Source organism: Sphingomonas sp. 67-41, assembly GCF_001899725.1.
Classification (GTDB): domain Bacteria; phylum Pseudomonadota; class Alphaproteobacteria; order Sphingomonadales; family Sphingomonadaceae; genus Sphingomonas; species Sphingomonas leidyi.
The window spans coordinates 656,231-676,855 of record NZ_MKWJ01000022.1 but is presented as its reverse complement, the minus strand read 5'-3'; the positions used below and the strand labels follow the sequence as shown (position 1 = coordinate 676,855).

At 68.0% G+C, this 20,625-nt stretch carries 22 protein-coding genes and 1 tRNA gene; 10 read left to right on the top strand and 13 right to left on the bottom strand.

The window, feature by feature from the left end; translation table 11 throughout:
• Positions 1-32 precede the first annotated feature (32 nt).
• Positions 33-704, bottom strand: a complete 672-nt coding sequence (locus tag BGP17_RS14215; protein ID WP_286712452.1) for an HAD family hydrolase — start codon at positions 702-704, stop codon at positions 33-35.
• 61 nt (positions 705-765) lie between these two features.
• Here BGP17_RS14215 and BGP17_RS14210 point away from each other — a divergent pair, with 61 nt between their 5' ends.
• The 4 genes from BGP17_RS14210 to BGP17_RS14195 are packed head-to-tail and all read left to right on the top strand — an operon-like array spanning position 766 to position 4,269.
• Positions 766-1,878 carry an ABC transporter permease gene (locus BGP17_RS14210; protein ID WP_167299918.1) on the top strand — a complete coding sequence of 371 codons (1,113 nt, stop codon included), beginning with the start codon at positions 766-768 and terminating at the stop codon, positions 1,876-1,878.
• Positions 1,875-2,696 (top strand): ABC transporter ATP-binding protein, encoded by an 822-nt coding sequence (locus BGP17_RS14205; protein ID WP_167299919.1) that lies wholly within the window; start codon positions 1,875-1,877, stop codon positions 2,694-2,696. Before BGP17_RS14210 ends, BGP17_RS14205 begins: the two co-directional genes overlap by 4 nt.
• Positions 2,696-3,661 (top strand): MlaD family protein, encoded by a 966-nt coding sequence (locus tag BGP17_RS14200; RefSeq protein WP_086127924.1) that lies wholly within the window; start codon positions 2,696-2,698, stop codon positions 3,659-3,661. Before BGP17_RS14205 ends, BGP17_RS14200 begins: the two co-directional genes overlap by 1 nt.
• Before the next feature lie 8 nt (positions 3,662-3,669).
• Positions 3,670-4,269 (top strand): ABC-type transport auxiliary lipoprotein family protein, encoded by a 600-nt coding sequence (locus BGP17_RS14195; protein ID WP_167299920.1) that lies wholly within the window; start codon positions 3,670-3,672, stop codon positions 4,267-4,269.
• Positions 4,270-4,317: 48 nt separating this feature from the next.
• Here the strand turns inward: BGP17_RS14195 and BGP17_RS14190 are convergent, their stop codons facing one another.
• Positions 4,318-5,190: a peptidylprolyl isomerase gene (locus BGP17_RS14190; protein ID WP_167299921.1), complete on the bottom strand. Its 873-nt coding sequence runs from the start codon at positions 5,188-5,190 to the stop codon at positions 4,318-4,320.
• Positions 5,191-5,268: 78 nt separating this feature from the next.
• Here BGP17_RS14190 and BGP17_RS14185 point away from each other — a divergent pair.
• Positions 5,269-5,359, top strand: a tRNA-Ser gene (locus BGP17_RS14185).
• 254 nt (positions 5,360-5,613) lie between these two features.
• Here the strand turns inward: BGP17_RS14185 and BGP17_RS14180 are convergent.
• A complete protein-coding gene (locus BGP17_RS14180; protein ID WP_286712451.1) occupies positions 5,614-7,410 on the bottom strand; it encodes a beta-propeller domain-containing protein in 1,797 nt (598 codons plus the stop codon).
• 375 nt (positions 7,411-7,785) lie between these two features.
• Here BGP17_RS14180 and BGP17_RS14175 point away from each other — a divergent pair, with 375 nt between their 5' ends.
• Positions 7,786-8,136 carry a UrcA family protein gene (locus BGP17_RS14175; protein ID WP_286712450.1) on the top strand — a complete coding sequence of 117 codons (351 nt, stop codon included), beginning with the start codon at positions 7,786-7,788 and terminating at the stop codon, positions 8,134-8,136.
• A 52-nt stretch (positions 8,137-8,188) separates the two neighbouring features.
• On the opposite strand, the gene BGP17_RS14170 is transcribed toward BGP17_RS14175, so the two are convergent.
• Both BGP17_RS14170 and BGP17_RS14165 read right to left on the bottom strand, forming a co-directional pair.
• Positions 8,189-8,929 carry a LytR/AlgR family response regulator transcription factor gene (locus BGP17_RS14170; protein WP_286712449.1) on the bottom strand — a complete coding sequence of 247 codons (741 nt, stop codon included), beginning with the start codon at positions 8,927-8,929 and terminating at the stop codon, positions 8,189-8,191.
• The gene (locus tag BGP17_RS14165; RefSeq protein ID WP_286712448.1) at positions 8,919-10,103 is read right to left on the bottom strand and encodes a sensor histidine kinase; all 1,185 of its coding nucleotides are present in this window, start codon (positions 10,101-10,103) and stop codon (positions 8,919-8,921) included. The genes BGP17_RS14170 and BGP17_RS14165 overlap by 11 nt, the downstream gene beginning before the upstream one ends.
• A 197-nt stretch (positions 10,104-10,300) precedes the next feature.
• On the opposite strand from BGP17_RS14165, the gene BGP17_RS14160 reads away from it, so the two are divergent.
• Positions 10,301-11,011, top strand: a complete 711-nt coding sequence (locus BGP17_RS14160; RefSeq protein WP_286712447.1) for a class I SAM-dependent methyltransferase — start codon at positions 10,301-10,303, stop codon at positions 11,009-11,011.
• 116 nt (positions 11,012-11,127) lie between these two features.
• Here BGP17_RS14160 and BGP17_RS14155 read toward each other — a convergent pair whose 3' ends face one another.
• The 3 genes from BGP17_RS14155 to BGP17_RS14145 all read right to left on the bottom strand — a co-directional run bounded on the left by BGP17_RS14155 (position 11,128) and on the right by BGP17_RS14145 (position 13,398).
• A complete protein-coding gene (locus BGP17_RS14155; RefSeq protein WP_286712446.1) occupies positions 11,128-11,391 on the bottom strand; it encodes a hypothetical protein in 264 nt (87 codons plus the stop codon).
• Between the two features lie 89 nt (positions 11,392-11,480).
• Complete coding sequence (locus BGP17_RS14150) at positions 11,481-12,575, bottom strand: membrane dipeptidase (RefSeq protein ID WP_286712445.1); 1,095 nt, start codon at positions 12,573-12,575, stop codon at positions 11,481-11,483.
• Between the two features lie 91 nt (positions 12,576-12,666).
• The gene (locus tag BGP17_RS14145; protein ID WP_286712444.1) at positions 12,667-13,398 is read right to left on the bottom strand and encodes an AraC family transcriptional regulator; all 732 of its coding nucleotides are present in this window, start codon (positions 13,396-13,398) and stop codon (positions 12,667-12,669) included.
• 119 nt (positions 13,399-13,517) lie between these two features.
• Here BGP17_RS14145 and BGP17_RS14140 point away from each other — a divergent pair, with 119 nt between their 5' ends.
• Positions 13,518-14,747 (top strand): MFS transporter, encoded by a 1,230-nt coding sequence (locus BGP17_RS14140; protein WP_167299929.1) that lies wholly within the window; start codon positions 13,518-13,520, stop codon positions 14,745-14,747.
• A gap of 42 nt (positions 14,748-14,789) precedes the next feature.
• Here BGP17_RS14140 and BGP17_RS14135 read toward each other — a convergent pair whose 3' ends face one another.
• From BGP17_RS14135 to BGP17_RS14115, 5 genes are all read right to left on the bottom strand, one after another.
• Positions 14,790-15,776, bottom strand: coding sequence for a copper resistance protein B (locus BGP17_RS14135; protein WP_286712443.1), 987 nt, complete (start codon positions 15,774-15,776; stop codon positions 14,790-14,792).
• Positions 15,773-17,677, bottom strand: a complete 1,905-nt coding sequence (locus BGP17_RS14130) for a copper resistance system multicopper oxidase (RefSeq protein WP_286712442.1) — start codon at positions 17,675-17,677, stop codon at positions 15,773-15,775. Before BGP17_RS14130 ends, BGP17_RS14135 begins: the two co-directional genes overlap by 4 nt.
• Positions 17,678-17,753: 76 nt before the next feature.
• Positions 17,754-18,320 (bottom strand): RNA polymerase sigma factor, encoded by a 567-nt coding sequence (locus tag BGP17_RS14125; RefSeq protein ID WP_286712441.1) that lies wholly within the window; start codon positions 18,318-18,320, stop codon positions 17,754-17,756.
• Positions 18,317-18,757 carry a periplasmic heavy metal sensor gene (locus BGP17_RS14120; protein WP_167299933.1) on the bottom strand — a complete coding sequence of 147 codons (441 nt, stop codon included), beginning with the start codon at positions 18,755-18,757 and terminating at the stop codon, positions 18,317-18,319. Before BGP17_RS14120 ends, BGP17_RS14125 begins: the two co-directional genes overlap by 4 nt.
• Positions 18,754-19,020, bottom strand: a complete 267-nt coding sequence (locus BGP17_RS14115) for a hypothetical protein (RefSeq protein ID WP_167299934.1) — start codon at positions 19,018-19,020, stop codon at positions 18,754-18,756. The genes BGP17_RS14120 and BGP17_RS14115 overlap by 4 nt, the downstream gene beginning before the upstream one ends.
• A 196-nt stretch (positions 19,021-19,216) precedes the next feature.
• On the opposite strand from BGP17_RS14115, the gene copC reads away from it, so the two are divergent.
• Together copC and copD are read left to right on the top strand one after the other, a co-directional pair.
• Positions 19,217-19,585, top strand: a complete 369-nt coding sequence (copC, locus tag BGP17_RS14110; RefSeq protein WP_167299935.1) for a copper homeostasis periplasmic binding protein CopC — start codon at positions 19,217-19,219, stop codon at positions 19,583-19,585.
• Positions 19,586-19,587: 2 nt separating this feature from the next.
• Positions 19,588-20,502 carry a copper homeostasis membrane protein CopD gene (copD, locus tag BGP17_RS14105; RefSeq protein ID WP_286712440.1) on the top strand — a complete coding sequence of 305 codons (915 nt, stop codon included), beginning with the start codon at positions 19,588-19,590 and terminating at the stop codon, positions 20,500-20,502.
• The last annotated feature ends 123 nt before the right edge of the window (positions 20,503-20,625 follow it).

The following is a 20,625-nucleotide window of genomic DNA, read 5'->3' as shown; positions in this document are numbered from 1 at the left end:
GAATCCGGTCCGGCCGGAGCCCGGCTGCGGGACTATCGCCAGTCGAGCAGCGGCCAGCCCCTTTCCGCGGCGAGCCTGCGCAGCGGCCCATGCGCGTTGACGGCGAACCCCTCATCCGCCCAGCCGAGCAGGGGGGCATCCGAGACATGGTCCGAATAGGCGCGGACATGCGCGCCGCCCCGCGCGATTCCCTGTGCCGCCATCCAGCCTTCGATCCGGCGGAGCTTTGCGGGCCCGTAACAGTTATCCCCTTCGATCAGGGAGAGAATCCGGCCTTGCCCATCGCGCTTCGCCTCGGTTGCGATCACGTCGTCAAAGCCCAGCAGGCGCCCGATCGCCGCGGCATAATAGCCGTGCGAGGCCGTCGCCATGACGAGGCGATAGCCCGCCGCACGATCCGCCGCGATCTGGGCACGTGCGCCCTGCAACACGCCATGCGCCGCCTCGTGCGCCGCGAACGCCTGCGCCACCCGGGCCATTTCGTCGGCGGACAATGCGCCACCGAGCAACAGCCGCTGCGAGAATTGCTTGAGGCCGGCGCGATCGGTCAGCTTGAGCAGATAGCCGATCCCGGCCACCCCCACCGCCGGGAACAGCGCCAGCCGCCAGGGTGCGCGGGACCGGGCCGCCATGGCCAGGAAGCGCGTCCAGGTCGGCGCCGCGGTGATGGTCTTGTCCATGTCGTAGATTGCGAGAAACTGCATTGAAGCATCTACGAGCGGCAACGCTTGCCGATCCAGTCCGAATCGCGGAAAGGTGCCGGCGATGAGCGTCCTGGCCGACTTCGAACGGGTTGATTCCGACAGCGGCGGGGCGGTGCTCCGCTTCACCGGCAATTTGTCGCTCGCCAGCCTGGGCGACCTTCCCGACCGGCTCGACCGCGTCGACGGACAGGTCGCGCGGATCGACCTGTCCCAGGTCGCGCGGATCGACACGGTCGGCGCCTGGGTCATCCATCGCTTCGCACGCGACAGGGAAGCGGCGGTCGAGGGCCTCCAGCCGGCCAGCCGGCATCTGTTCGACCAGGTCGTCGCCGCCGAGCATCCGATCGAGCTGCCGCCCAAGCCGGAGAGTCCCTTCGTCCATCTGCTCGCCGAGATCGGCGACGCGGTGTTCACCGCGATGCATACGCTCTACGGCCTGCTCGGCTTCATGGGCGCCACCGTGATCGCCTTCTGGAACGTCGCGACGCACCCGCGCCGCTTCCGCTTCCATGCGACGGTCCATCGCTTCGAAGTGGTCGGCGTCTCGGCGCTCGGCATCATCGGGCTGATGAGCTTCCTGATCGGCGTGGTGATCGCGCAGCAGGGCGCGGTGCAGCTCCGCCAGTTCGGCGCCGAGGTCTATACGATCAACCTGGTCGGCCGCATCACCTTGCGCGAGCTGGGCGTGCTGATGACCGCGATCATGGTGGCCGGGCGCTCGGGCTCGGCCTTCGCCGCCCAGATCGGCACGATGAAGCTGACCGAGGAGATCGACGCGATGCGTACGATCGGCGTCTCGCCCATGGAGGCGCTGGTGGTACCGCGCACGATCGCGGTGGTGACGATGCTGCCGCTGCTCGGCTTCTATTCGGCATTGATCGGAATCATCGGCGGCGGATTGCTCTGCTGGGTGCAGCTCGGCATTCCGCCGATCACCTTCGTCCAGCGCATCCGCGAAGTCGTGCCGCTCGACGATCTGTGGGTCGGGCTGATCAAGGCGCCGGTGTTCGGCGCGATCATCGCCATCGCCGGCTGCTTCCAGGGGATGCAGGTGGAGGGCGATGCCGAGCAGGTCGGCCGGCGCACCACCACCGCAGTGGTCCAGGCGATCTTCCTGGTCATCGTGCTCGACGCCTTCTTCGCCGTGTTCTTCAGCCAGATCGGGTGGATATGAGCGCCCCCGCCCCTTCCGCCTCGCGGGACGACATCGTCATCCGTGTCCGCAACCTGAAGACCGGATTCGGCGATCAGATCGTCCATGACGGGCTCGATCTCGACGTGCGGCGCGGCGAGATCCTGGGCGTGGTCGGCGGCTCGGGCACCGGCAAATCGGTGCTGATGCGCTCGATCATCGGGTTGCAGACGCCGATCGAGGGCGAGATCGAAGTGTTCGGCGAGAATACCATCGGCCGCGAGGAGACCGAGGCGACCGCGATCCGCCGGCGCTGGGGCATCCTGTTCCAGGGCGGCGCGCTGTTCTCCACCCTCACCGTGTCGGAGAATGTCCAGGTCCCGCTCAAGGAATATTACCCGCAGCTCGACCAGGCGCTGCTCGAGGAGATCGGCGCCTACAAGGTAGTGATGACCGGCCTGCCGCCCGAAGCCGCGCCCAAATATCCCGCCGAGCTTTCGGGCGGCATGAAGAAGCGTGCCGGCCTGGCCCGCGCGCTCGCGCTCGATCCCGAGCTGTTGTTCCTCGACGAACCCACCGCCGGGCTCGACCCGATCGGCGCCGCGGCGTTCGACGAGCTCACCGCCTCGCTCCAGAAGACGCTGGGGCTCACCGTGTTCCTGATCACGCACGATCTCGACACGCTCTACGCCATCTGCGACCGGGTCGCGGTGCTGGCGGACAGGAAAGTGATCGCAGTCGGGACGATTCCCGAACTGCTCGCCTTGGATCACCCATGGATCCAGGAATATTTCAACGGACCGCGCGGGCGCGCGGCAGTCGCCGGCAGCAAGGCGCATCGGGCTGAGGACAGGGGCTGATGGAAACTCGATCGAATCACGTGCTCGTCGGCGCCGTCGTGCTGATCCTGCTCGCGGTGCTCGCCCTGTTCATCGTCTGGCTCGCCCGGCTGAGCGGCGGCAACGAGCGCGAGTACGACATCTTCTTCCGCCAGTCGGTCGACGGGCTCAATCCGGGCTCGGCAGTGTCGTTTTCCGGTGTGCCTTCGGGCCAGGTGAAGTCGATCGAATTCTGGAAGCCCGATCCCCAGCTGGTGCGGGTGCGCGTCGCGGTGCGCAACGAAGTGCCGATCCTCGAAGGCACCACTGCGACGATCCAGAGCAGCTTCACCGGCCCCAGCACCGTGCAGCTCGAAGGGGCGGTAAAGGGCGCGCCGCCGATCAAATGCCCGCACGAACGCCCCGAGGCGGCATGCCCGCTCGGCGTGCCGGTGATCCCGACCAAGCCCGGCGGCCTCGGCGCGATCTTCTCCTCGGCGCCCAAGCTGCTCGAGCGGCTGACCACGCTGACCGAGCGGCTGACCGAGCTGATGAGCGACAAGAACCAGGCCTCGATCGCCGGCATCCTGGCGAACACCAACCGGCTGACCGACGCGCTCGCCGATCGCGGGCCCGAGATCGCCGCGACGCTGGCCGAGACTCGCGTCGCGATCCAGAAGTTCGGCACCGCCACCGAGCAGATCGGCGAGCTGGCCAAGACGACCAACGGCGTGGTGGCCGACGACGTCAAGCCGACCATCGCCAATCTCAACCAGACGATCGCCTCGGCCAAGAAGAGCATGGACACGCTCGAGGCGATGCTGGGCGACGCCCGGCCGGGCGTGCAGGCCTTCTCGAAGAAGACCGTGCCCGAGATCGGCCAGCTGATCCAGGATCTGCGCCAGATGGCGCAGTCGCTGTCCTCGGTCGCCGACAAGATCGACCAGGGCGGCGCGTCCAGCCTGGTCGGCAGCCCGAAGCTCCCTGACTACAAGCCCAACAAGTGAGGCCCGCGATGAAGAAGCTCGCCCTGCTCCTGCTGGCCGCCCCGTTCGCCGCCACGCTCTCCGGCTGCGTCTCCTTTGGCGGCAAGCCGCCCAAGGTGCCGTTCCTCACGCTCGAGGCCGCCGAGCAGATCAAGCCTGGCGACGTGCAGACGCCCGCCTCGGGCACCACGGTGACCGTGCTGTTCCCGACGGTGCCGCACGAGCTGGCGACGACGCGCGTGCCGGTCCATTCGGGCGAGAATGCCGTCGCCTATGTGAAGGACGCGCAATGGGTGGAAGCGCCGCCGCGCCTGTTCGCGCGGCTGGTCGGCGATACCATCTCGGCGCGCACCGGGCGGCCGGTGCTGAGCTATCGCCAGTCGCAGATCGATCCCGGCGCCGTGCTCTCGGGCGAGTTGCGCCGGTTCGGCGTGGATGCCGACAGCAACGAGGCGGTCGTCCAGTTCGACGCGCTGCTGGTGCGGGGCGACGACGCCACCAAGTTCCAGAAGCGCCGCTTCGAGGCGCGCGCCCCGCTCGCCGAGGTGAAGCCCGATCTGGTCGCCGCGGCGCTCAACCAGGCGGCGAACCAAGTCGCCGCCCAGGTCGCCGACTGGGTGGGGAAATAGGAACTAGCCCGTCATTCGCGCGGACGCCGGGATGACGGCCTTGCCGGTCTATGGCGCCCGGCGCACCGCCGGCAATGCGTTGCACAGGTCGACGCCGCCCATCGGCACGGTGAAGAAGGCGCCGTCCCGATTCTCGCGCGCCTTGATCCAGGCGGCAAAGCGGGGATTGTCGGTCGCACGATACTGGAAGTGCGGGCGCTCGTCCGCGGGCAGCTGGCTGGCGAGGCGCACCGAGAGGATCGGCGTCGGCGTCTGGTCCTTGGCATAGACGCCGAGCTGGGCGGTGCCGCGCGGCAGGCTGGAGAGCCATTGCATGCCCTCCACGATGCGCCCGACGATCGCGATGTTGCGGTCGAGCGGGCGCGGGGCATGGCCGATCACCGTGTACAGTTCGGCACCGCTGCCGGTGGAAGGCGCCAGGTCGCGCGCGACGCCGACCATCGAATAGCAATGGGCGAGCGCGCTGGTCGCGCCGTAATTGGCGAGCGGCCAGCCATCGGCGCTGAGGCCGGTCTTCGCGGCATAGCTGTCGGGCTTGGCGAAGGCGAAGCTCCGCACGGCATCGAATCCGGGCCATTCATATTCGGCGGGCGGATTCTCGATCACGCCGGGCGGAAGCGTGGTCTTGTCGTCGCCGCCGCCCCATTGCGTCACGTAATTGTCCTGTACGCGATAGACGCTGGTGCCGTCCCACCAATGCGCCTCGGCGAGCTTGCGGATGTTGGCGACATGCGCGGGGGCGTAGCGCGGAGCGAGGCGGATGAAGACCTGATGGCCGCCCTGCAGCGTCATCACCAGCATCTCGTTGTCGGGAATCGCCTTCCAGTCCGCGGGCGCGGGATCGGCCGGCGAAGGGGCGGCGGTCTGGGCGATGGCGGGAAGGGCGGCGAACGCGGCGAGCGCTAGGATCGGCTTCAGCATGGCGCGAAGAGTGCCACGGCACCACCTGCTTGCCTAGGGGCCCGCCAATCGCTAGGGCACGCAACTTCCGGGACATGCGGAGCGGTGGCCGAGTGGTCGAAGGCGCTCGCCTGGAAAGTGAGTATACGGCAAAACCGTATCGAGGGTTCGAATCCCTCCCGCTCCGCCAGTTTTGTTCCAGGGCCTCGCATAGGCTCGGCCGCCCGTTCGCGCTTGCGAATCCTGACGGGTTCCAACTGTTTCCGCTGCGCTCCGCCGAGACTCTTTGATCCCATCAAGGGCATTTCCAGGGACCGCTCCCGCAATCCGGTCCGCGACCCCGTTGCGGACGAATGGATCGGATCCTGGCCGTGCAGAGCGCCGTCGGCGCACAAGGGAGGCCGCGAATGCAGGTGCCTTCTGCCCTTCCTCGGGCGACTGCGTTCATCGTCCCACATGCGGCGCAAAGTCGATCCGCGCCCGCTCGCCGATGAGCCCGCCCGTGACGCGCCCCTCGACCAGCTCGTAACCCATCAGCGCGAATACGCGGCTGCCCAGGAAGATCGGCCGGGCATTGCCGTACCAGTCCACGCAGGACGCCTTGCATGCATCGTCGCGCGCGCGCTCGGCATTGGCGACCAGTTCTCCCGCCGGGGAGAATCGACGCGCATCGCGCCGGAGAAAGGCGATCGCCGATCCCGACCCCAGGAAGCGCGCCGCCGGGGAATTGCCGAGATCGCGGGTGACCGGCAGGCCCAGCATGCCCGATGCGCCATCGCGACTATCGTCGTCCGGTCGGAAGAAAAAGGCCTGGCTGCGGCGCTCGCCCTCATGGGCCGCCGGCAGGAAATAGGTGTCTCCAAGCCGCACCGGACCAGCCAGCTCGATCGCGCTGAAGCCAAGCCGCTCCTTCATGTCGTTGCCGATGGCGACGGCGTCGGCCCCGATGATGTCGATCCGGTCGACGCCGTGCGGCAACGGGATCCGCACGATCGCCCCGCCGTTCAACGGCACCGCATAGACGGGCTTCGCGCCGCTATGCTCGTTGAAATCGCCCGCGCTGTAGAGGAGGTGCTTGCCGACGAAGCGATTGTGGAAGTTCCAGCTGTCCTTCTCGACCGGCAGCGCGCGATAGGCGGAGGCGGGAACGATGCGCGAACCGTCGCCAAAGCCCGGGATCGGGAGCGTCAGCAGCGCCGTGGCGCCTTCGGTCCGCTCGGACCGCCACATCGCATCGCCGGCGCTGTCGGCGCGCACGACGACATTGAGGCGCTTCGCCGTGCGGTCCTCGGAGAAGGAGAACTGGTCGACCGGCCCGCCCCAGGCCTGGGCGGCGCTCGGCGCCGAGCCATCGAGCGGCAGCCGGTAGACGAACGAACCGGACCGGGCGCCCTTGGCACGGACTCCATCCGTCCAGACATAGACCGCTTCCCCGGAGACATAGAAGGTGCGCGAGGAAGAACCCAGCACCGCGGTGGCGCTGCAGGTCATGCGCGGCGCGGCCAGGTCGCACTGGGTGACGCTGTGCAGCGTCGACATGTCGGCACTCGGCGCGCGGCGCAGCGGCTCGGGCACGTAGAGCCGGGTCGCGGGCATGGTGCGGCTGAATGGCGCATCCCGCTTGCCGGACCAGCGCTGCAGACCCGGCAGCGCCTCGAACGGCTTGCGCGCATCGATATGGAGCGGCGTGTAGAAGATCAGCTTCGCGCCGATGAGACGCGAGGCATAGTTGCTCGCCGAATAATAGTCGTTCGAGCGCAAGTGATAGCTGTCCTCGTAGCGCAGCTTGCCCGTCGGCGAGATCCGGAAGCGATTGATCTCGGTGCCGCCGCGCTCATAGCTGTAGCCCACCACGATCACCCGGTCGTCATGCACCAGCATCTCGTCATACCAGGCATCGCCGGACGTGCCCGGCGGAAAGGCATCGACATGATCGACGGGGGTCATGCCGTTCCCGGCAAGCGAGACCGTGAACAGCCGCCCGCGCCGCAGGATGACGAGGTGGTCGCCGGCGACCTTGACGATACCTCCCTCGTCGACATCGGCTTCCTGGGTGTTGGTGATGCCGGGCGCCTTCATGCCGGTCACCACCACTGCATCGGCTGCTTCGGCAGGCGCAGCCACCGGCGCCGGCACCGGCATGTCGTACATCGCTAGCGAAGGTGGCGGAGCGACACGTTGCCTGGCGGCTATCCGGCGCATGAACGCGGCCAGTTCCTTGTCGCCCGCAAAGGCCCGCATCGCGCTAGTGTCCTGTCTGGCAGGTGCGGCGGGAGCGGTGCAGCCGCCGAGCAAGGCCGACATGACAAGTGCCAACGCAAATCCCCGCATACAGCCTCTCCCTGACGAGTATGTAATGTTATTATGTCACATATTTCGCAGCGATCAACTGCTTGCGAAACGGCCTGGGCCTTTCGCTGCGCGCTTCGAGAGAGGGCGCCGCACCGGGCCGCTCGTCGAGCCCCGTCTGTCGTTCATCGGCTGCGGCGGCGCTTGATAGAAGCGGGCCCCCGGTTGATCGAACGGCGCGACGCTTCACCGGCCCCATCGAATATCCTTCAGCCATCGCCCTTCTCGGGAATGGGCGATTGAACGGAACAGCATGGGAATGGTCTGATGCGTATCATATATTCGGGACTATTGTCTCTCGCCCTCCTGGGCTCCTCCGGTTTCGCCGGTGCTGCCGCCGCCGACACCGACATGCGCGGAACCGGCAAGATCCTGGTCTCCACCCACGATCTCGACCTTGCGACCGATACCGGCGTCAGGACGGCGCGAGCGCGGGTACGCCGGGCAGCGGAGCGTGTTTGCAGCGACTATCCGCGCATCGGCATATTGCCATCGACCGAGAGCGCGCGCTGCCGCACCGCCGCGGTGCACGAAGCGGACGTCAGGATCGCGACATTGGCTTCCCGCGCGCATGAAGATCGTCTCGCATCGGCCGGCATGGACAGCTGCACGCGATGACGGCTCCGCGGCGCGGCCACGCGCTCCGGCGCCCTCAAAGGCTCTGGCAGGCTCACCGGCCGGCCAGGGCCTTCACCGCTGCCAGATAGGAGCGGCCTACCCGGACCTCGGCCCCATCGGCCAGCATCGCGTACCAGATACCGAGCCCGTCATGGCGCAGCCTGGCGATGAAATCCCGCCGGACGATCGTCGAGCGGTGAACGCGAATGAACCTAGCCGGGTCGAGCCGGCGCTCGAGGTCGCCGAGTGTCCGGTGCAGCAGGAAGCTGCGCGACCCGACCTGCAACGACATATAGTCGCGCATCGCATCGATCCGTTCGACATCCATTGCCGCGATGCGCACCATCTCCGAGCGATGGGGAACCCAGAATTCCTCGATCCGATCGGACTGGGCGATGGACTGGCGCTCCGGGCCGGCCATCCGCCGGCGCGCGCGCGCAACTGCCCGCACCAGCCCCTCGGACGTCACGGGCTTCAGAAGATAGTCGACGGCGGCAACATCGAATGCCGCCAGGGCAAAGCCGTCAAACGCCGTGCAGAAGACGATGGCCGGCGGCCGCTCCCCGGCGCAGAGCGCCTTCGCCACATCCATGCCGTCGACTTCCGGCATGGCGATGTCGAGAAGCACAAGGTCGGGCGACAGCGATCTTGCCAGCCGCAGCGCGACCTCTCCATCGGATGCGGTCCCGGCCAGCGAGAGATTGGGGACGTGCGAGCAAAGCATGACCAGCCGCTCGATCGCGAGCGGCTCGTCGTCCACGATCAGCGTTCGCAGGGTCGGCTCAATGTTCATCGAAGGTCAGCGGCATTGCGAGATCGACGCGGAATCCATCGGAATCGAACGGGCGCACGCGGCAATAGCCCATGGCGCCGAACCGCGCTGCGATGCGATCGGCGACGTTGCGCAAGCCCAATCCGGTCCCTCCCTCGGGGCCCTTGCCGGCGGCGCCCGGCTCGCCATCGTCCTGCACCGTCAGAAGCAGGAGGCCCTGCTGCGCGCTCGCACGGATGCCGATCGTAACGGGGCGGCGCGATCGCGATACGCCATATTTCACGGCGTTCTCGATCAGCGGCTGCAGGATCAGCCCGGGGACGAGGGCATCGCGCAGATTGTCCGGCAGATCGATGGCGAGACGCAGCCGGTCGGGAAATCTGACCTGCTCGATCTCGAGATACAGGCGCTGGAGCCGGATCTCCTCGGTCAGCAGCACATCCTCGCTCGGGTCTCCGACCAGGCTGGCCCGGAAGAAGCTCGAGAGATTGATGATCATCCGTTCGGCGGCGGGACGCCTCCCGGCCATGACCAGGGTAGACAAGGAATTGAGCGTGTTGAACAGGAAGTGCGGGTTGACCTGATATCGCAGCGCCCGCAGCTCGGCGGCTTGCGCCGCGGCGCGGAACGCAGCGTTCTTGCGCTCCAACGCGCCGACTTCCGCGGCATAGCGAAGCGCCAGATACAGCGCTGCCCAGCCGACGAAGAAGAAATAGCTGTTCACGGCGCTGTCCGCGATCATCTTGACCACTGCCATATCGGCGTCGTCGGCATTCGTTCCCCCGACCTGCACCATCATCCGGCCGGACCGTTGCGCGCCGGAAGGCGGGCTGCCCGTACCGGTCGCGGTTGTTGCCCAGGGGGATCTCAGGACGTCGAACACTACCCAGCTGACGGAAGAAAAGGCGAGCGCCGCCGGCGCCGCCAGCAGGCCCGCCGCGATCATGCCGCGCCGCAGCGAGCTCGTCGGAATCCTGCGCAATATCAGGTAGAGCAGGCAGGTGAGTCCCATGCTGAAGAGCATGATCGCCAGACGCCTGGCCAGAATGTCGAGCTGGCCGGCCTGCCCGATGACCGCCGAACGCACCGTGACGATGGCGCAATAGAACAACCAGAAACCGGCGATCGACAACAAGGCCACCCGTGGCGAGAGATCTGGTTCGTCGTACGGGTCCGCTGCAGGTTCCTCGGGCATGATGGATCATAGCGCCGGGGCGGCAACCGTAGAAGCCGGTGCCGTGTCGCTGATCGAAGGCTGTCGGACGTTCATCGAAACCCGAGGGCGCCGGGCGCTCCGGCAGGCTCTCTTCGGGATGGAACCAGATGAAAGGACTCGCCGTGATTCTTCCCCTCGGCCGGCGGCCGCATGCTCTGCTGGCAACCGCAGCGCTCATGGCCATATTCGCTCCCTGTGCCGTCGTGGCGCAGATTTCATGGCAGGCCATCCTTGCGGATGCGGGCCGACCCGATACGGACAGGACTCGCGATCCGGACCGCAAGCCGGCCGAAATGCTCGCCTTCGCCAAGGTGCGGGGAGGCGAGACGATCGTCGATTTCCTGCCGGGAAAGGGTTATTTCACAAGGCTGTTCAGCCTAGCCGCCGGCTCGGGCGGGGCGGTCTATGCCGTCACCCCCCAGATATTGCTCGACAGGGCCAAGGGCCGTCCGCTCCCGCCACCCGTGTCGGGCGAGCCGGGCCGCGGCAATGTCCATGAGATCGTCGCCAATGACCGGCCGTTCGATCTACCCAGGAAGGCCGATCTGGTATGGACGTCGCAGAATTATCACGATGTCCATATCTGGCTGGGCGCCGCGGGAACATCGATGCTGAACAAGCAGGTCTTCGACGCGCTCAAGCCCGGCGGCCTCTACGTCATTCTCGATCACGCCGGCGCGCCGGGCCTCGATGATGCCGGGATGGCCAAGATGCATCGGATCGACGAGGCGCTGGTCAAGAGCGAAGTGACCAGGGCGGGGTTCGTCCTCGATGGCGAATCCAGCGCCCTGCGGAATCCGGCGGATCCCCACTCCGCGAACGTCTTCGATCCCTCGATACGCGGCAAGACCGATCAGTTCGTCCTGCGTTTCCGCAAGCCGGGCTAACAGGGATAGCTCCGCACGCCGGACCGTCGCCGCCGTGCCTTCCCGGAGCCGGGAAGCCCCTGCGGCGCGGCCGGCATGCTCATGGCGATAATCTGGCGTCCGCGCACATCCGCTGCCTAGACATCGGCGCCCCAGACACTGCCCCACAGGAGCGTGGCGAAAGCTGCCAGCCCGGTGGCCGCGAGCAGAATCCCGGCGCCGGCATGGGATCTTATCGCAAACCGGCCGACGAGCATGGTGATCGAAGCCATGCCGACCGGAATGCCAAGGAGGTAAAATAGGTCGGGATGGAACGCGCCGTTCCGCCACCAGGCGAAGATGGCCAGCGCGAACAGCAGCGTCCAGAACAGGCCGGCGAGAAGGAGAAAGGCGCGATGCATTCCAACCTGATGCCAGCGGCATCGGGGGCCCGCAATGGCAGGCGAAAGCGGACTTTCCGGGCAGAGGCCGGCCCATCGAGGCGGTGCCTCTATCCGAGCACGTCGGTCAGAAGCCGTTTCCAGTTTTCGCCCATGATCTTGTCGACCTCGCGCGGGCGAAAGCCGGCCTGCCCGAGCGCCTGCGAAATCCGAGCCATGCGGTCGATCCGGTTCAGCTCCGGGATGACGACGTGCTCGGGCGTCCATTCGAACCCCGGTACGCCCTGGCGCCGCAGGGCGCGCCACCAGTCGAGATATTCCTGCACGCCCTTGCCGTTGTCGTTGCCGAGCTTGATCAGATTGGGCTGGCCGGCCATCGGAAAGTCATTGGCGACGCCGACCGCTTCCAGGCCGCCCACTTTCACGACATGGCGGATCTGGGCCACATAGTCGGCGACCGTGGGCGGATTCCGGCGGGTCAGCCAGAAGCTCATCATGAAGATCCCCATCACGCCGCCGCGCCCGGCGATCGCGCGGATCGCTTCGTCGGGAGCGCAGCGCGGATGATCGACGATCGCCCGCGCCGCGCCATGGCTCAGCGCTATCGGCGTCTTCGACCGCGTCGCCGCCTCGATCATGGTCGGGACCGAGCCGTGCGACACGTCCGGCAATATCCGCAGCCTGTTCATCTCGGCCAGTCCTTCGATGCCGAGCGGCGTCAGGCCGGTCTGCCGCGTCTCCAGCGCGCCGCCTGCGAACAGGGTGTTGTTGTGGTGGGTGAATTGCAGGACCCGCAGGCCCTTCTCGTGGAAATGGGCGATCCGCGAGAGATCGCGCTCGATCATCTCGGTCGACTGGAACTGCAGGAACACCGCGCAGCCGGGCCGGGCCCCGATCTCGCTGCCCTTGCTGGCAAGATAGGCGAACGGCGTGCGCCGCAATCGCTCGACGGCCTTGTCGATCGCCGGATCATTGGCCGCGAAGTTGCGGCTGTAGCGCGGAATGCCATCCGCATCGCGCGTGGCGATCAGATCGGAAACATCGGCGATCATCCCGCCCAGGCCGGCGGCGGCGATCTGGCCCAGATCCTCGGGAAGGAAGCTCAGCGAATCGAAGAACAGCCTGTTCCGTTCCGCCCGGCGCGCCAGCGCGGGTGCTCCCAGCGTGGCCGCCAGCGCGCCCGCAACCGATCGTCTCGTCCACATCGCGCTTCCTCCCAGGCTCCTCGTCGATTTCATAGCCGCGTGCGCCCGGCACGCCAGCCCCTTGCGCGGACGCGCCGCGACGGCGGGCACGTCACTGCCGATAGCGGCTCGGCGGCGCCCCCAGCACGCGCTTGAACATGGTCGAGAAATTGGCGGGGCTTTCATAGCCGAGATCCAGCGCGACCGCGGTGACCGGTTCTCCGGCGGCAAGCCGCGGCAGCGCGACCGAGAGACAGGCCTGCTGGCGCCATTCGGTGAAGCTCATGCCCGTCTCGCGGCGAAAGAGCCGAGTGAAACGGCGGCGGTTCATCGCAAGCGCATCCGCCCATTCGTCGATCGTGGCGCTCGCACGCGGCGCTTCGAGAAAGGCATGGCACCGCGCCGCCAGAGCGACCTGGCGCGGGAACGGCACCAGGATGGGGATGATCGGTGCCCGGTCGATCTCCGCCACGAGCAATTGCATCACCAGCCCGTCGCGCCCCGCTTCGTCATATTCGACCGGCACTTCCGCGGCGCAGACCAGCAGCTGGCGCAGCAGCGGCGAGACCGCCACCACCCGGCACGCTCCGCCAAGCGCCGGGCAGGCGCCCGCCTCGATCAGCACGCTGCGGGTCTGGACGGCGCCGACCATGCGCACCGCATGGGGGGTTCCGGCTGGGATCCACACCGCGCGCTCGGGCGGGGCCACCCATGCGCCTTCGGGGGTGCTGACCGCGACGACGCCGCTCGCCGCATAGAGGAACTGGGCCCGGCCATGCCGGTGCTCGGCAAGTTCGAACGAGGGCGGATAATCATTGCCGATGCCGACCACGGGGCGCGGCACGTCCTCATAATCGTCGGGTGCACGATAGGTTGACTGTCCCGTTATCAAAATAATTTATCCCATCTAGCGAAGCGGGACGCCTTCTGGACGGCTAGTGCCGCGCCGACAAGGAGCGAATGATGAGCGACACCCGTGCAGCGACGATGGACGCCCCGCAGGCAGAGATGAACGGAACGGTGTTCGGCGTGATCGTCGCGATCAGCTTCTGCCACTTGCTGAACGACATGATGCAGTCGCTGCTTCCGGCGATCTATCCCAACCTCAAGACCGATCTGGGGCTGAGCTTCGGCCAGATCGGCCTGGTCACGCTCGCCTATCAGATCACCGCGTCGATCCTGCAGCCGCTGATCGGGCTGTACGCGGACAAGCGCCCCACGCCGCTCGCGCTCCCCGGCGGCACGCTCTTCTCGCTGGCGGGGCTGGCGATCCTGTCGATCGCGCACAGCTACGGCATGGTCCTGGCGGGCGCGGCGCTGCTCGGCATCGGTTCCTCGGTCTTCCATCCCGAATCTTCCCGTGTGGCGCGCATGGCGGCAGGCCAGCGCCACGGCCTTTCCCAGTCCCTGTTCCAGGTCGGCGGCAATGCCGGCCAGGCGCTGGGCCCGCTCGCCGCGGCACTGGTGGTGGTGCGCTGGGGCCAGTCGAGCCTCGCCTTCTTCGCGCTGCTGGCACTGCTTTCGGGCGCCGTCCTGTGGAACGTCGCCGCCTGGTATCGCCATCATGGGCTGGCGCGGCTGCATGCGGGGCGCCGCGCATCCGCTGCCGAGCTGCTTCCCAAGGGGCATGCGGCACGCGGCATCCTCATCCTGCTCGCGCTGATCTTCTCCAAATATGTCTATCTCGCCAGCCTCACGAGCTACTTCACCTTCTACCTGATCCATCGTTTCCAGGTGTCGGTGCAGAGCGCCCAGCTCTATCTGTTCGCCTTCCTGGCGGCAGTGGCGGTCGGCACGATCGCGGGCGGACCGCTGGGGGACAGGTTCGGACGCAAATATGTGATCTGGTTCTCGATCCTCGGCGCCCTGCCCTTCACGCTGCTGCTGCCCTATGTCAGCCTGTTCTGGACCGGCGTGCTGGTGCTTCCGATCGGCCTGATCCTGGCTTCCGCCTTCCCGGCGATCGTGGTCTTCGCGCAGGAGCTGGTGCCGGGCAAGGTCGGCATGATCTCGGGCCTGTTCTTCGGCTTCTCCTTCGGCATGGGCGGCCTCGGCGCCGCAGCGCTGGGATGGCTCGCCGACACCACCAGCATCGAGACGGTGTATCAGATCTGCGCCTTCCTGCCGGCGATCGGCCTCCTCACCGCGCTGCTTCCGAATATCGAGCGGGAAGGCGATCCGGCGCCACGCTGATCGCGTCCGGCGATCCGGAAGGGCCCGAAGGAACCGCCGGCTTCAGAACCAGAAGCGGACGCCTGCCACCAGGCCGAGCGCGGACGGCTTCTCGCCATCGGCCCGGGCATAGGCGGCGGTGCGCCCCGCCTTCGCCTCCCAGGAAAGCCCGACATAGGGGGCGAAGCGCCGCGCGATCTCGTAGCGCAGCCGCAAGCCGAGTTCCGCACTGGTCAGCCCGGAGCCGATGCGCTGTGCCGGCATGTCCTGGGCCGAGAGGTTGAACTCGGCGCGCGGCTGGAGGATCAGCCGCTGGGTGATGCGCTGGTCGTAATAGCCGCCCAGCCGGCCGAGAAGCTCGCCCCTGGTCGACAGGAACGCCGCTCCTTCGACTTCGAACATATAGGGCGCCAGTCCCTCGAAGCCGAGCGTGGCATAGGTCCGCGCCGGGCCCGGCCGGAAATCGTGCCGCACGCCGGCCTGCAGGTTGAAATAGGGATCGACGGCGCGGCTGTAGAGCAGCTGGACCTCGGCGCTCTCGATGCCGCCGCGCACCAGGCCCTCGCCCTCGCTCTTCACCGTCAGGCGATTGACGTCGCCGCCGAACCAGCCCTCGCCTTCCCAGCGATAGGCGCTCCCCCCCGAGCGCGGCTGGAACTCGGCAAGGTTGAACAGGACCGAACCGAGGGGCCGGCCGCCCATCTCGCGCATCGAGACCTTGCGCGACCGTTCCATCTCGGCCGCCGGGAAGAACCGGTCGGCATAATGGTCGGTCGGCGGCGCCGGGGCCGGCGCATCGCCGGCCTCGAGCGCCGTGCCGGCCGCCTGCATCGCGGGCATCGTCCCGTGATCCATTCCGCCATGGTCCGTCGGCCCGCCGTCCGCGGGCTTGTCCGGATCGGGCTTCGCCTCCTGTTGCGGCGCGGCCGACTTCGGCTTCGCGGGGGCCTTCGGCATCGGCATGCCATGCATGGAATGGTCCTGCGCGGCCGCCGGCGCGCCCATCGCGAGCGCGGTGCCGGCGGCGAGGATCGCGACGCGCCGGATCATGCCGGCCCTCCCTTCGGCCGGACGCTCACGGTCCGCATCATCCCCGCCATCATGTGGTAGAGCAGGTGGCAGTGGAACGCCCAGTCGCCCACGGCGTCGGCGGTGAAGTCCCAGGTCACCTTGCCGCCGGGCTGCACGATCACCGTATGCTTGCGCGGCGCATGGTCGCCATGGCCGGTGACCAGCTCGAAGAAATGCCCGTGAAGGTGGATGGGGTGGCCCATCATCGTGTCGTTGATCAAGTTGACCCGCACCCGCTCGCCCTCGACGAACGGGAAGGGCTCCATCGTGTCCGACATCTTCACGCCGTCGAACGCCCACATGAAGCGTTCCATGTTGCCGGTGAGATGGATGTCGAGGCTGCGCGACGGCGCGCGGACATCGGGGTTCCGATCGAGCGCCATCAGATCCTTGTAGACCAGCACGCGGTGGCCGACATCCTCCAGCCCCTGGCCGGGCTCTCCGGTGCGGTCCATCGGCATCGGCGAGAGGGTCTGGACGCCGGGCGTCTTCCGCACCTCGGGCGCATAGGAGAAGTCGCGCATCCGCATGGCGCCCATGTCCATGCCGGCCATGTCGGCGCCCGGTGCGCCGCCCGTCGCCGAAGGATCCACCCGCGAATGGTCCATCCCCACCATTCCCGGCGGCGCGGCGGCAGCACCGCCGAGCCTGGCCGAGGCATTCCGCTCGGCGCTGGGATCGACGCCCCGCGGGGCGGGCATCGCGCCGTGCGACATCCCCTGCATGCCGCCGGACGCATCGCCGCCGCCATGATCCATCGACGACATGTCCATGCCCATGTCCTTCATCGTCGCGAGCGGACGCGGGCGCAGCGGCGGCACCGCGGCCACCATGCCGGGCCGGGGCGCCAGCGTGGCGCGCGCCATGCCCGAGCGATCGATGGCCTCGCCGACCAGCGTGAACGCCTTGTCCTCCATCGGCGTGACGATCGCGTCATAGGTCTCGGCGACGCCGATCTGGAACTCGTCGACCTCGACCGGCACGACATGCTGGCCATCGGCCTGGACGATGGTGAACCGCAGCCCGGGAATGCGCACGTTGAAGCTCGTCATCGCCGCGGCATTGACGAAACGCAGCCGCACCCGCTCGCCCGGCTTGAACAGCGCGGTCCAGTTGTCGAACGGCCCATGCCCGTTGACGAGATAGGTATAGGCGGCGCCGGTCACGTCGGAGATGTCCGCCGGGTCCATCCGCATCTTGCCCCATTCGGCGCGATCCCTGCCCTTCTGATCGCGGCCGGCCAGCAGCCCCGCCAGCGTCTGGCGCTGATAATTGTAATAGCCCGGCATCGCCTTCAGGTTGCGGAATATCGCCTCGGGGCTGGACCGGCTGTGATCGGACAGCAGGATCACATGCTCGCGATCGTAGCGAACGGGATCGGGGCCGGCGGGATCGATGATCAGCGGGCCGTACAGGCCCAGCTGCTCCTGTCCGCCGGAATGGCTGTGATACCAATAGGTGCCGTTCTGCCGGATCGGGAAATCGTATCGGAAGGTCGAGCGCGGCGTGATTCCAGGGAAGGAAACGCCGGGCACGCCGTCGAACTCGGCCGGCACGATCAGGCCGTGCCAGTGGATCGAGCTGTCCTCGTCGAGCGCGTTCTCGACGTGCAGGCGGACATGCTGCCCCTCGCGCAGGCGGATGAGCGGCGCCGGCACCGTGCCGTTGACGCCGATCGCCCGATAGTGCCGTCCATCGATCGCCATGCGCTGGCGGGCGATCCTGAGCCTGATGTCCTCGCCGGAAACGGTCGGCAGGTCGGGCGTCAGGCCGGGCGAGACGCTCTGGGCCCAGGCCGGCATCCATGCGGCAAGCGCCAGCCCGCCGGCACCAAGCCCGGCCCCGCGCAACAGCGTCCGCCGGTCGATCGTCTTCGTCATCATCGCCCCTGTGCTGGGAGTTGTGCTTTCCATCCGATACGCGGCAGCGGCGGCCACCCCTCACGGATCCGCCGGATCAACGCGCCAGCGCTTCGCCCAGCCTGATGCGGGCACGGCGGAGGCGCATCTCGACCGCCTTTACGGTGGTCTGCAGCACCGAAGCGGTTTCGGCCTGGCTCATGCCCTCGATCGCGTGCAGGACAAGCGGCTCGCGGAGCGACGCGGGAAGATCGGCGATCGCGCGGCGAAGGCGCGCGAGCGCCTGGCGGTCGCCCGCCATCCTTTCCTGATCGGGCCGATCGTCCGGCACCGCCATGGCCATGTCGTCGATATCGCGGGCGAAGGTGAAGAACCGGCGGACAGTCCGGCGTCGTCCCCAGTCGCGACATTTGTTGAGGGCGATAGCCGCCAGCCAGCTGCGCATCGGCCGCGCCGGATCGTAGCGGCGCAGTGCCCGATGCGCCGAGAGGAATGTCTCCTGGGTCAGGTCCAGCGCCTCGTCGGCATCGGAGACATTGCCGAGGATCAGCCGATAGACAGGGCTGCGATGGCGGCGCACGATCTCTGCATAGGCAGCGTCGGTTCCCGCCACGGCCAGCGTGGCGAGGTCGCCATCGGACAGGGAACCATAGTCGGACCTCACCGCGCGTCGGCGGTGAGCGCATGAACCACTGCGCGATCGAATACGGCCTGCTGATCGGGCCGCAGGATTTCCCGCATCGCGAAGATGTGCGCCAGCGTTTCCTTCTGCAGCTCACCCATCGCGCGATGCGAGGCATCGACGGCCGCGGTCACGCGCGGGCCGATGCCATGCTCGGCTTCGATCGCTTCGGCCAGCCGGGCATTGTCCGATTTCATTTCGAGCTCCAGCGCCTGGCGGCGGACCGCGAAACTCTGTTCGAGCGCTTCGATCCGCGCCTTCTGCCCGTCGTCCAGCTTCAGCTGGTGGTGCAGCACCGCATGGAGTTCCGAGCCCTGATGCCCCTGTACCGGGATCAGCGCACGGCCCACCCAGACCCCGGCGACGGCAGCCAGAAACGCGATGGCGGCGACGATGGCCGCAAGCCTGGCCTGCCTCATCGCTCGGCCAGGAGCAGCGTCGACGGCGCCAGCGAAGCGGCCCCGCCAAAGGGCGCCGCCGCGGAAGCGGGCGACGTGCCGGGCCCGGCAGCCGCCGCGCCCAGCGCAACGGCACCGATGCCGGCGATTGCGGCCATGCGGATCCCCGTACGCGCTTCGCGCCTTGCCCTCAGGCCCGCCAGCACTGCATCCTCCATCCCGTCGAGCCCGGGATGATCCGTGGCCGCCAGCCTGCGCAGCGCTGCGTCGATCTCGGTTTCCATTGTCCGCTCCACTTCCCTTCGTTCCAATACGCAGCCGAGCGCATGCGCCCTCGCCCATTCTAGAGCCGTTGCCGGTGCCGGCACAGGGGCGACGCGCGACCGGCGGCCGCGACATGGGACGCCCCGGGATGAGGGATCGATCCCCGCCCCGCGTATCGATCGTGCCGGCAGCTGGCCGGCTCATGGAGTTTCGACAATGCGCCTTGGAATCCTCACTGCCGCCGCGTTCGTGATGGCGACGCCCGCGCTGGCCCATCCGAAGCTGATGTCCGCCACTCCCGCGCCCGATTCGATCGCCGCCGCGCCGGCCAGGCTGCAGCTGGTCTTCTCGGAAGCGCTCGTCGACAAGTTCTCGGGCGTCGACCTGGTGATGACGGACATGCCCGGCATGAAGATGTCCGCGCCAATGAAGATGCAGCTCACCACCGCCCTCTCGCCGGACGGCAAGACCATGATCGTGTCTCTGGCGAAGCCATTGCCCCGCGGCGCCTACAAGCTCGACTGGCATGCCGTCTCCAACGACACGCACCGGGTGCAGGGCAGCTACACGTTCAAGGTGAAGTGAGCATGGACGCGCTCGACGTCGCCATCAGGCTCGCGCTCTATCTCGACCTGGCGGCGGCGTTCGGCGTGCCCTTCTTCGCGTTGTGCGTCGCCGGCACGCGCGCGGCGCTGCCCCTGCGCGGCATCATGATCGCGACCGGGCTCGTCGGAATCGGATTGTCGGCATTCGGCCTGGTGGTGACCGCAGCGGCCATGGCAGGCATGCCGGTCGGGCAAGTGGATGCCGGGACGATATCGACGATCCTGACCGACATGCCGTTGGGCAAGGCCTGGGCGGCGCGCATCGCCGGGCTGGTGCTCCTCGTCCTTTCGGCGTTCCTGGCCGCGGGAAGGCCCGGCGCCGCACTCGCGGCGGCATCCACCGGCGGCGGCACCGCGCTCGGCACCCTGGCCTGGTCGGGGCACGGCGCCATGGACGAAGGCGCGATCGGCTGGCTCCACCTGGGCGCCGACATCGCCCACCTCGTTGCCGCCGGTGCCTGGGTCGGCGCGCTCCTTTATCTGCTGCTGGTGGCACGGCCGGCAGCGCGCATGGATGCCGACCATCTCCGCGCCACCCACCGTGCGCTGGACGGCTTCTCCCATATCGGCACCCTGGTGGTGGCGGCCATCGTCGCCAGCGGACTGGTGAACATGCTGCTGCTCGTCGGCCCCTCCAACATGGCGGCGCTGCCCGGCACGCTCTACGGGCAGTTGCTTCTCTTCAAGCTGGCGCTGTTCGCGGCGATGCTCGGCTTGGCGGCGGCGAACCGATATCGGCTCGCGCCGGCGCTGCGCGCCCACATCGAGGCGGACGACCATCGCGGCGCCGTCGTCGCGCTGCGGATCAGCCTGGCCCTGGAGGCCGCCTGCGCGGCGACCGTGCTGGCGCTCGTCGCATGGCTCGGCACCTTGCAACCGATCGTCGCAACGGCATGAGCGGGCCGGTTGCCGATCTCCAGCCCCTCCCCGGGACCGCCCACCGCCTATTTCCGGGCGGGCAGGCGCGCATAACATTCCCCGCCGATCGAAGGGCGCCCGCTCGCACGGGCGAATAAGGCA

Bases quoted from the DNA above. Each gene is read 5' to 3' on its own strand.
- BGP17_RS14215 (WP_286712452.1), bottom strand. From the start codon at position 704: ATGCAGTTTCTCGCAATCTACGACATGGACAAGACCATCACCGCGGCG.
- BGP17_RS14165 (WP_286712448.1), bottom strand. From the start codon at position 10,103: ATGCCCGAGGAACCTGCAGCGGACCCGTACGACGAACCAGATCTCTCG.
- BGP17_RS14155 (WP_286712446.1), bottom strand. From the start codon at position 11,391: ATGCATCGCGCCTTTCTCCTTCTCGCCGGCCTGTTCTGGACGCTGCTG.
- BGP17_RS14200 (WP_086127924.1), top strand. From the start codon at position 2,696: ATGGAAACTCGATCGAATCACGTGCTCGTCGGCGCCGTCGTGCTGATC.
- copC (WP_167299935.1), top strand. From the start codon at position 19,217: ATGCGCCTTGGAATCCTCACTGCCGCCGCGTTCGTGATGGCGACGCCC.
- BGP17_RS14120 (WP_167299933.1), bottom strand. From the start codon at position 18,757: ATGAGGCAGGCCAGGCTTGCGGCCATCGTCGCCGCCATCGCGTTTCTG.
- copD (WP_286712440.1), top strand. From the start codon at position 19,588: ATGGACGCGCTCGACGTCGCCATCAGGCTCGCGCTCTATCTCGACCTG.
- BGP17_RS14175 (WP_286712450.1), top strand. From the start codon at position 7,786: ATGCGTATCATATATTCGGGACTATTGTCTCTCGCCCTCCTGGGCTCC.
- BGP17_RS14150 (WP_286712445.1), bottom strand. From the start codon at position 12,575: ATGTGGACGAGACGATCGGTTGCGGGCGCGCTGGCGGCCACGCTGGGA.
- BGP17_RS14160 (WP_286712447.1), top strand. From the start codon at position 10,301: ATGGCCATATTCGCTCCCTGTGCCGTCGTGGCGCAGATTTCATGGCAG.
- BGP17_RS14140 (WP_167299929.1), top strand. From the start codon at position 13,518: ATGAGCGACACCCGTGCAGCGACGATGGACGCCCCGCAGGCAGAGATG.
- BGP17_RS14195 (WP_167299920.1), top strand. From the start codon at position 3,670: ATGAAGAAGCTCGCCCTGCTCCTGCTGGCCGCCCCGTTCGCCGCCACG.
- BGP17_RS14180 (WP_286712451.1), bottom strand. From the start codon at position 7,410: ATGCGGGCCTTTGCGGGCGACAAGGAACTGGCCGCGTTCATGCGCCGG.
- BGP17_RS14210 (WP_167299918.1), top strand. From the start codon at position 766: ATGAGCGTCCTGGCCGACTTCGAACGGGTTGATTCCGACAGCGGCGGG.
- BGP17_RS14115 (WP_167299934.1), bottom strand. From the start codon at position 19,020: ATGGAAACCGAGATCGACGCAGCGCTGCGCAGGCTGGCGGCCACGGAT.
- BGP17_RS14190 (WP_167299921.1), bottom strand. From the start codon at position 5,190: ATGCTGAAGCCGATCCTAGCGCTCGCCGCGTTCGCCGCCCTTCCCGCC.
- BGP17_RS14205 (WP_167299919.1), top strand. From the start codon at position 1,875: ATGAGCGCCCCCGCCCCTTCCGCCTCGCGGGACGACATCGTCATCCGT.
- BGP17_RS14135 (WP_286712443.1), bottom strand. From the start codon at position 15,776: ATGATCCGGCGCGTCGCGATCCTCGCCGCCGGCACCGCGCTCGCGATG.
- BGP17_RS14170 (WP_286712449.1), bottom strand. From the start codon at position 8,929: ATGAACATTGAGCCGACCCTGCGAACGCTGATCGTGGACGACGAGCCG.
- BGP17_RS14130 (WP_286712442.1), bottom strand. From the start codon at position 17,677: ATGACGAAGACGATCGACCGGCGGACGCTGTTGCGCGGGGCCGGGCTT.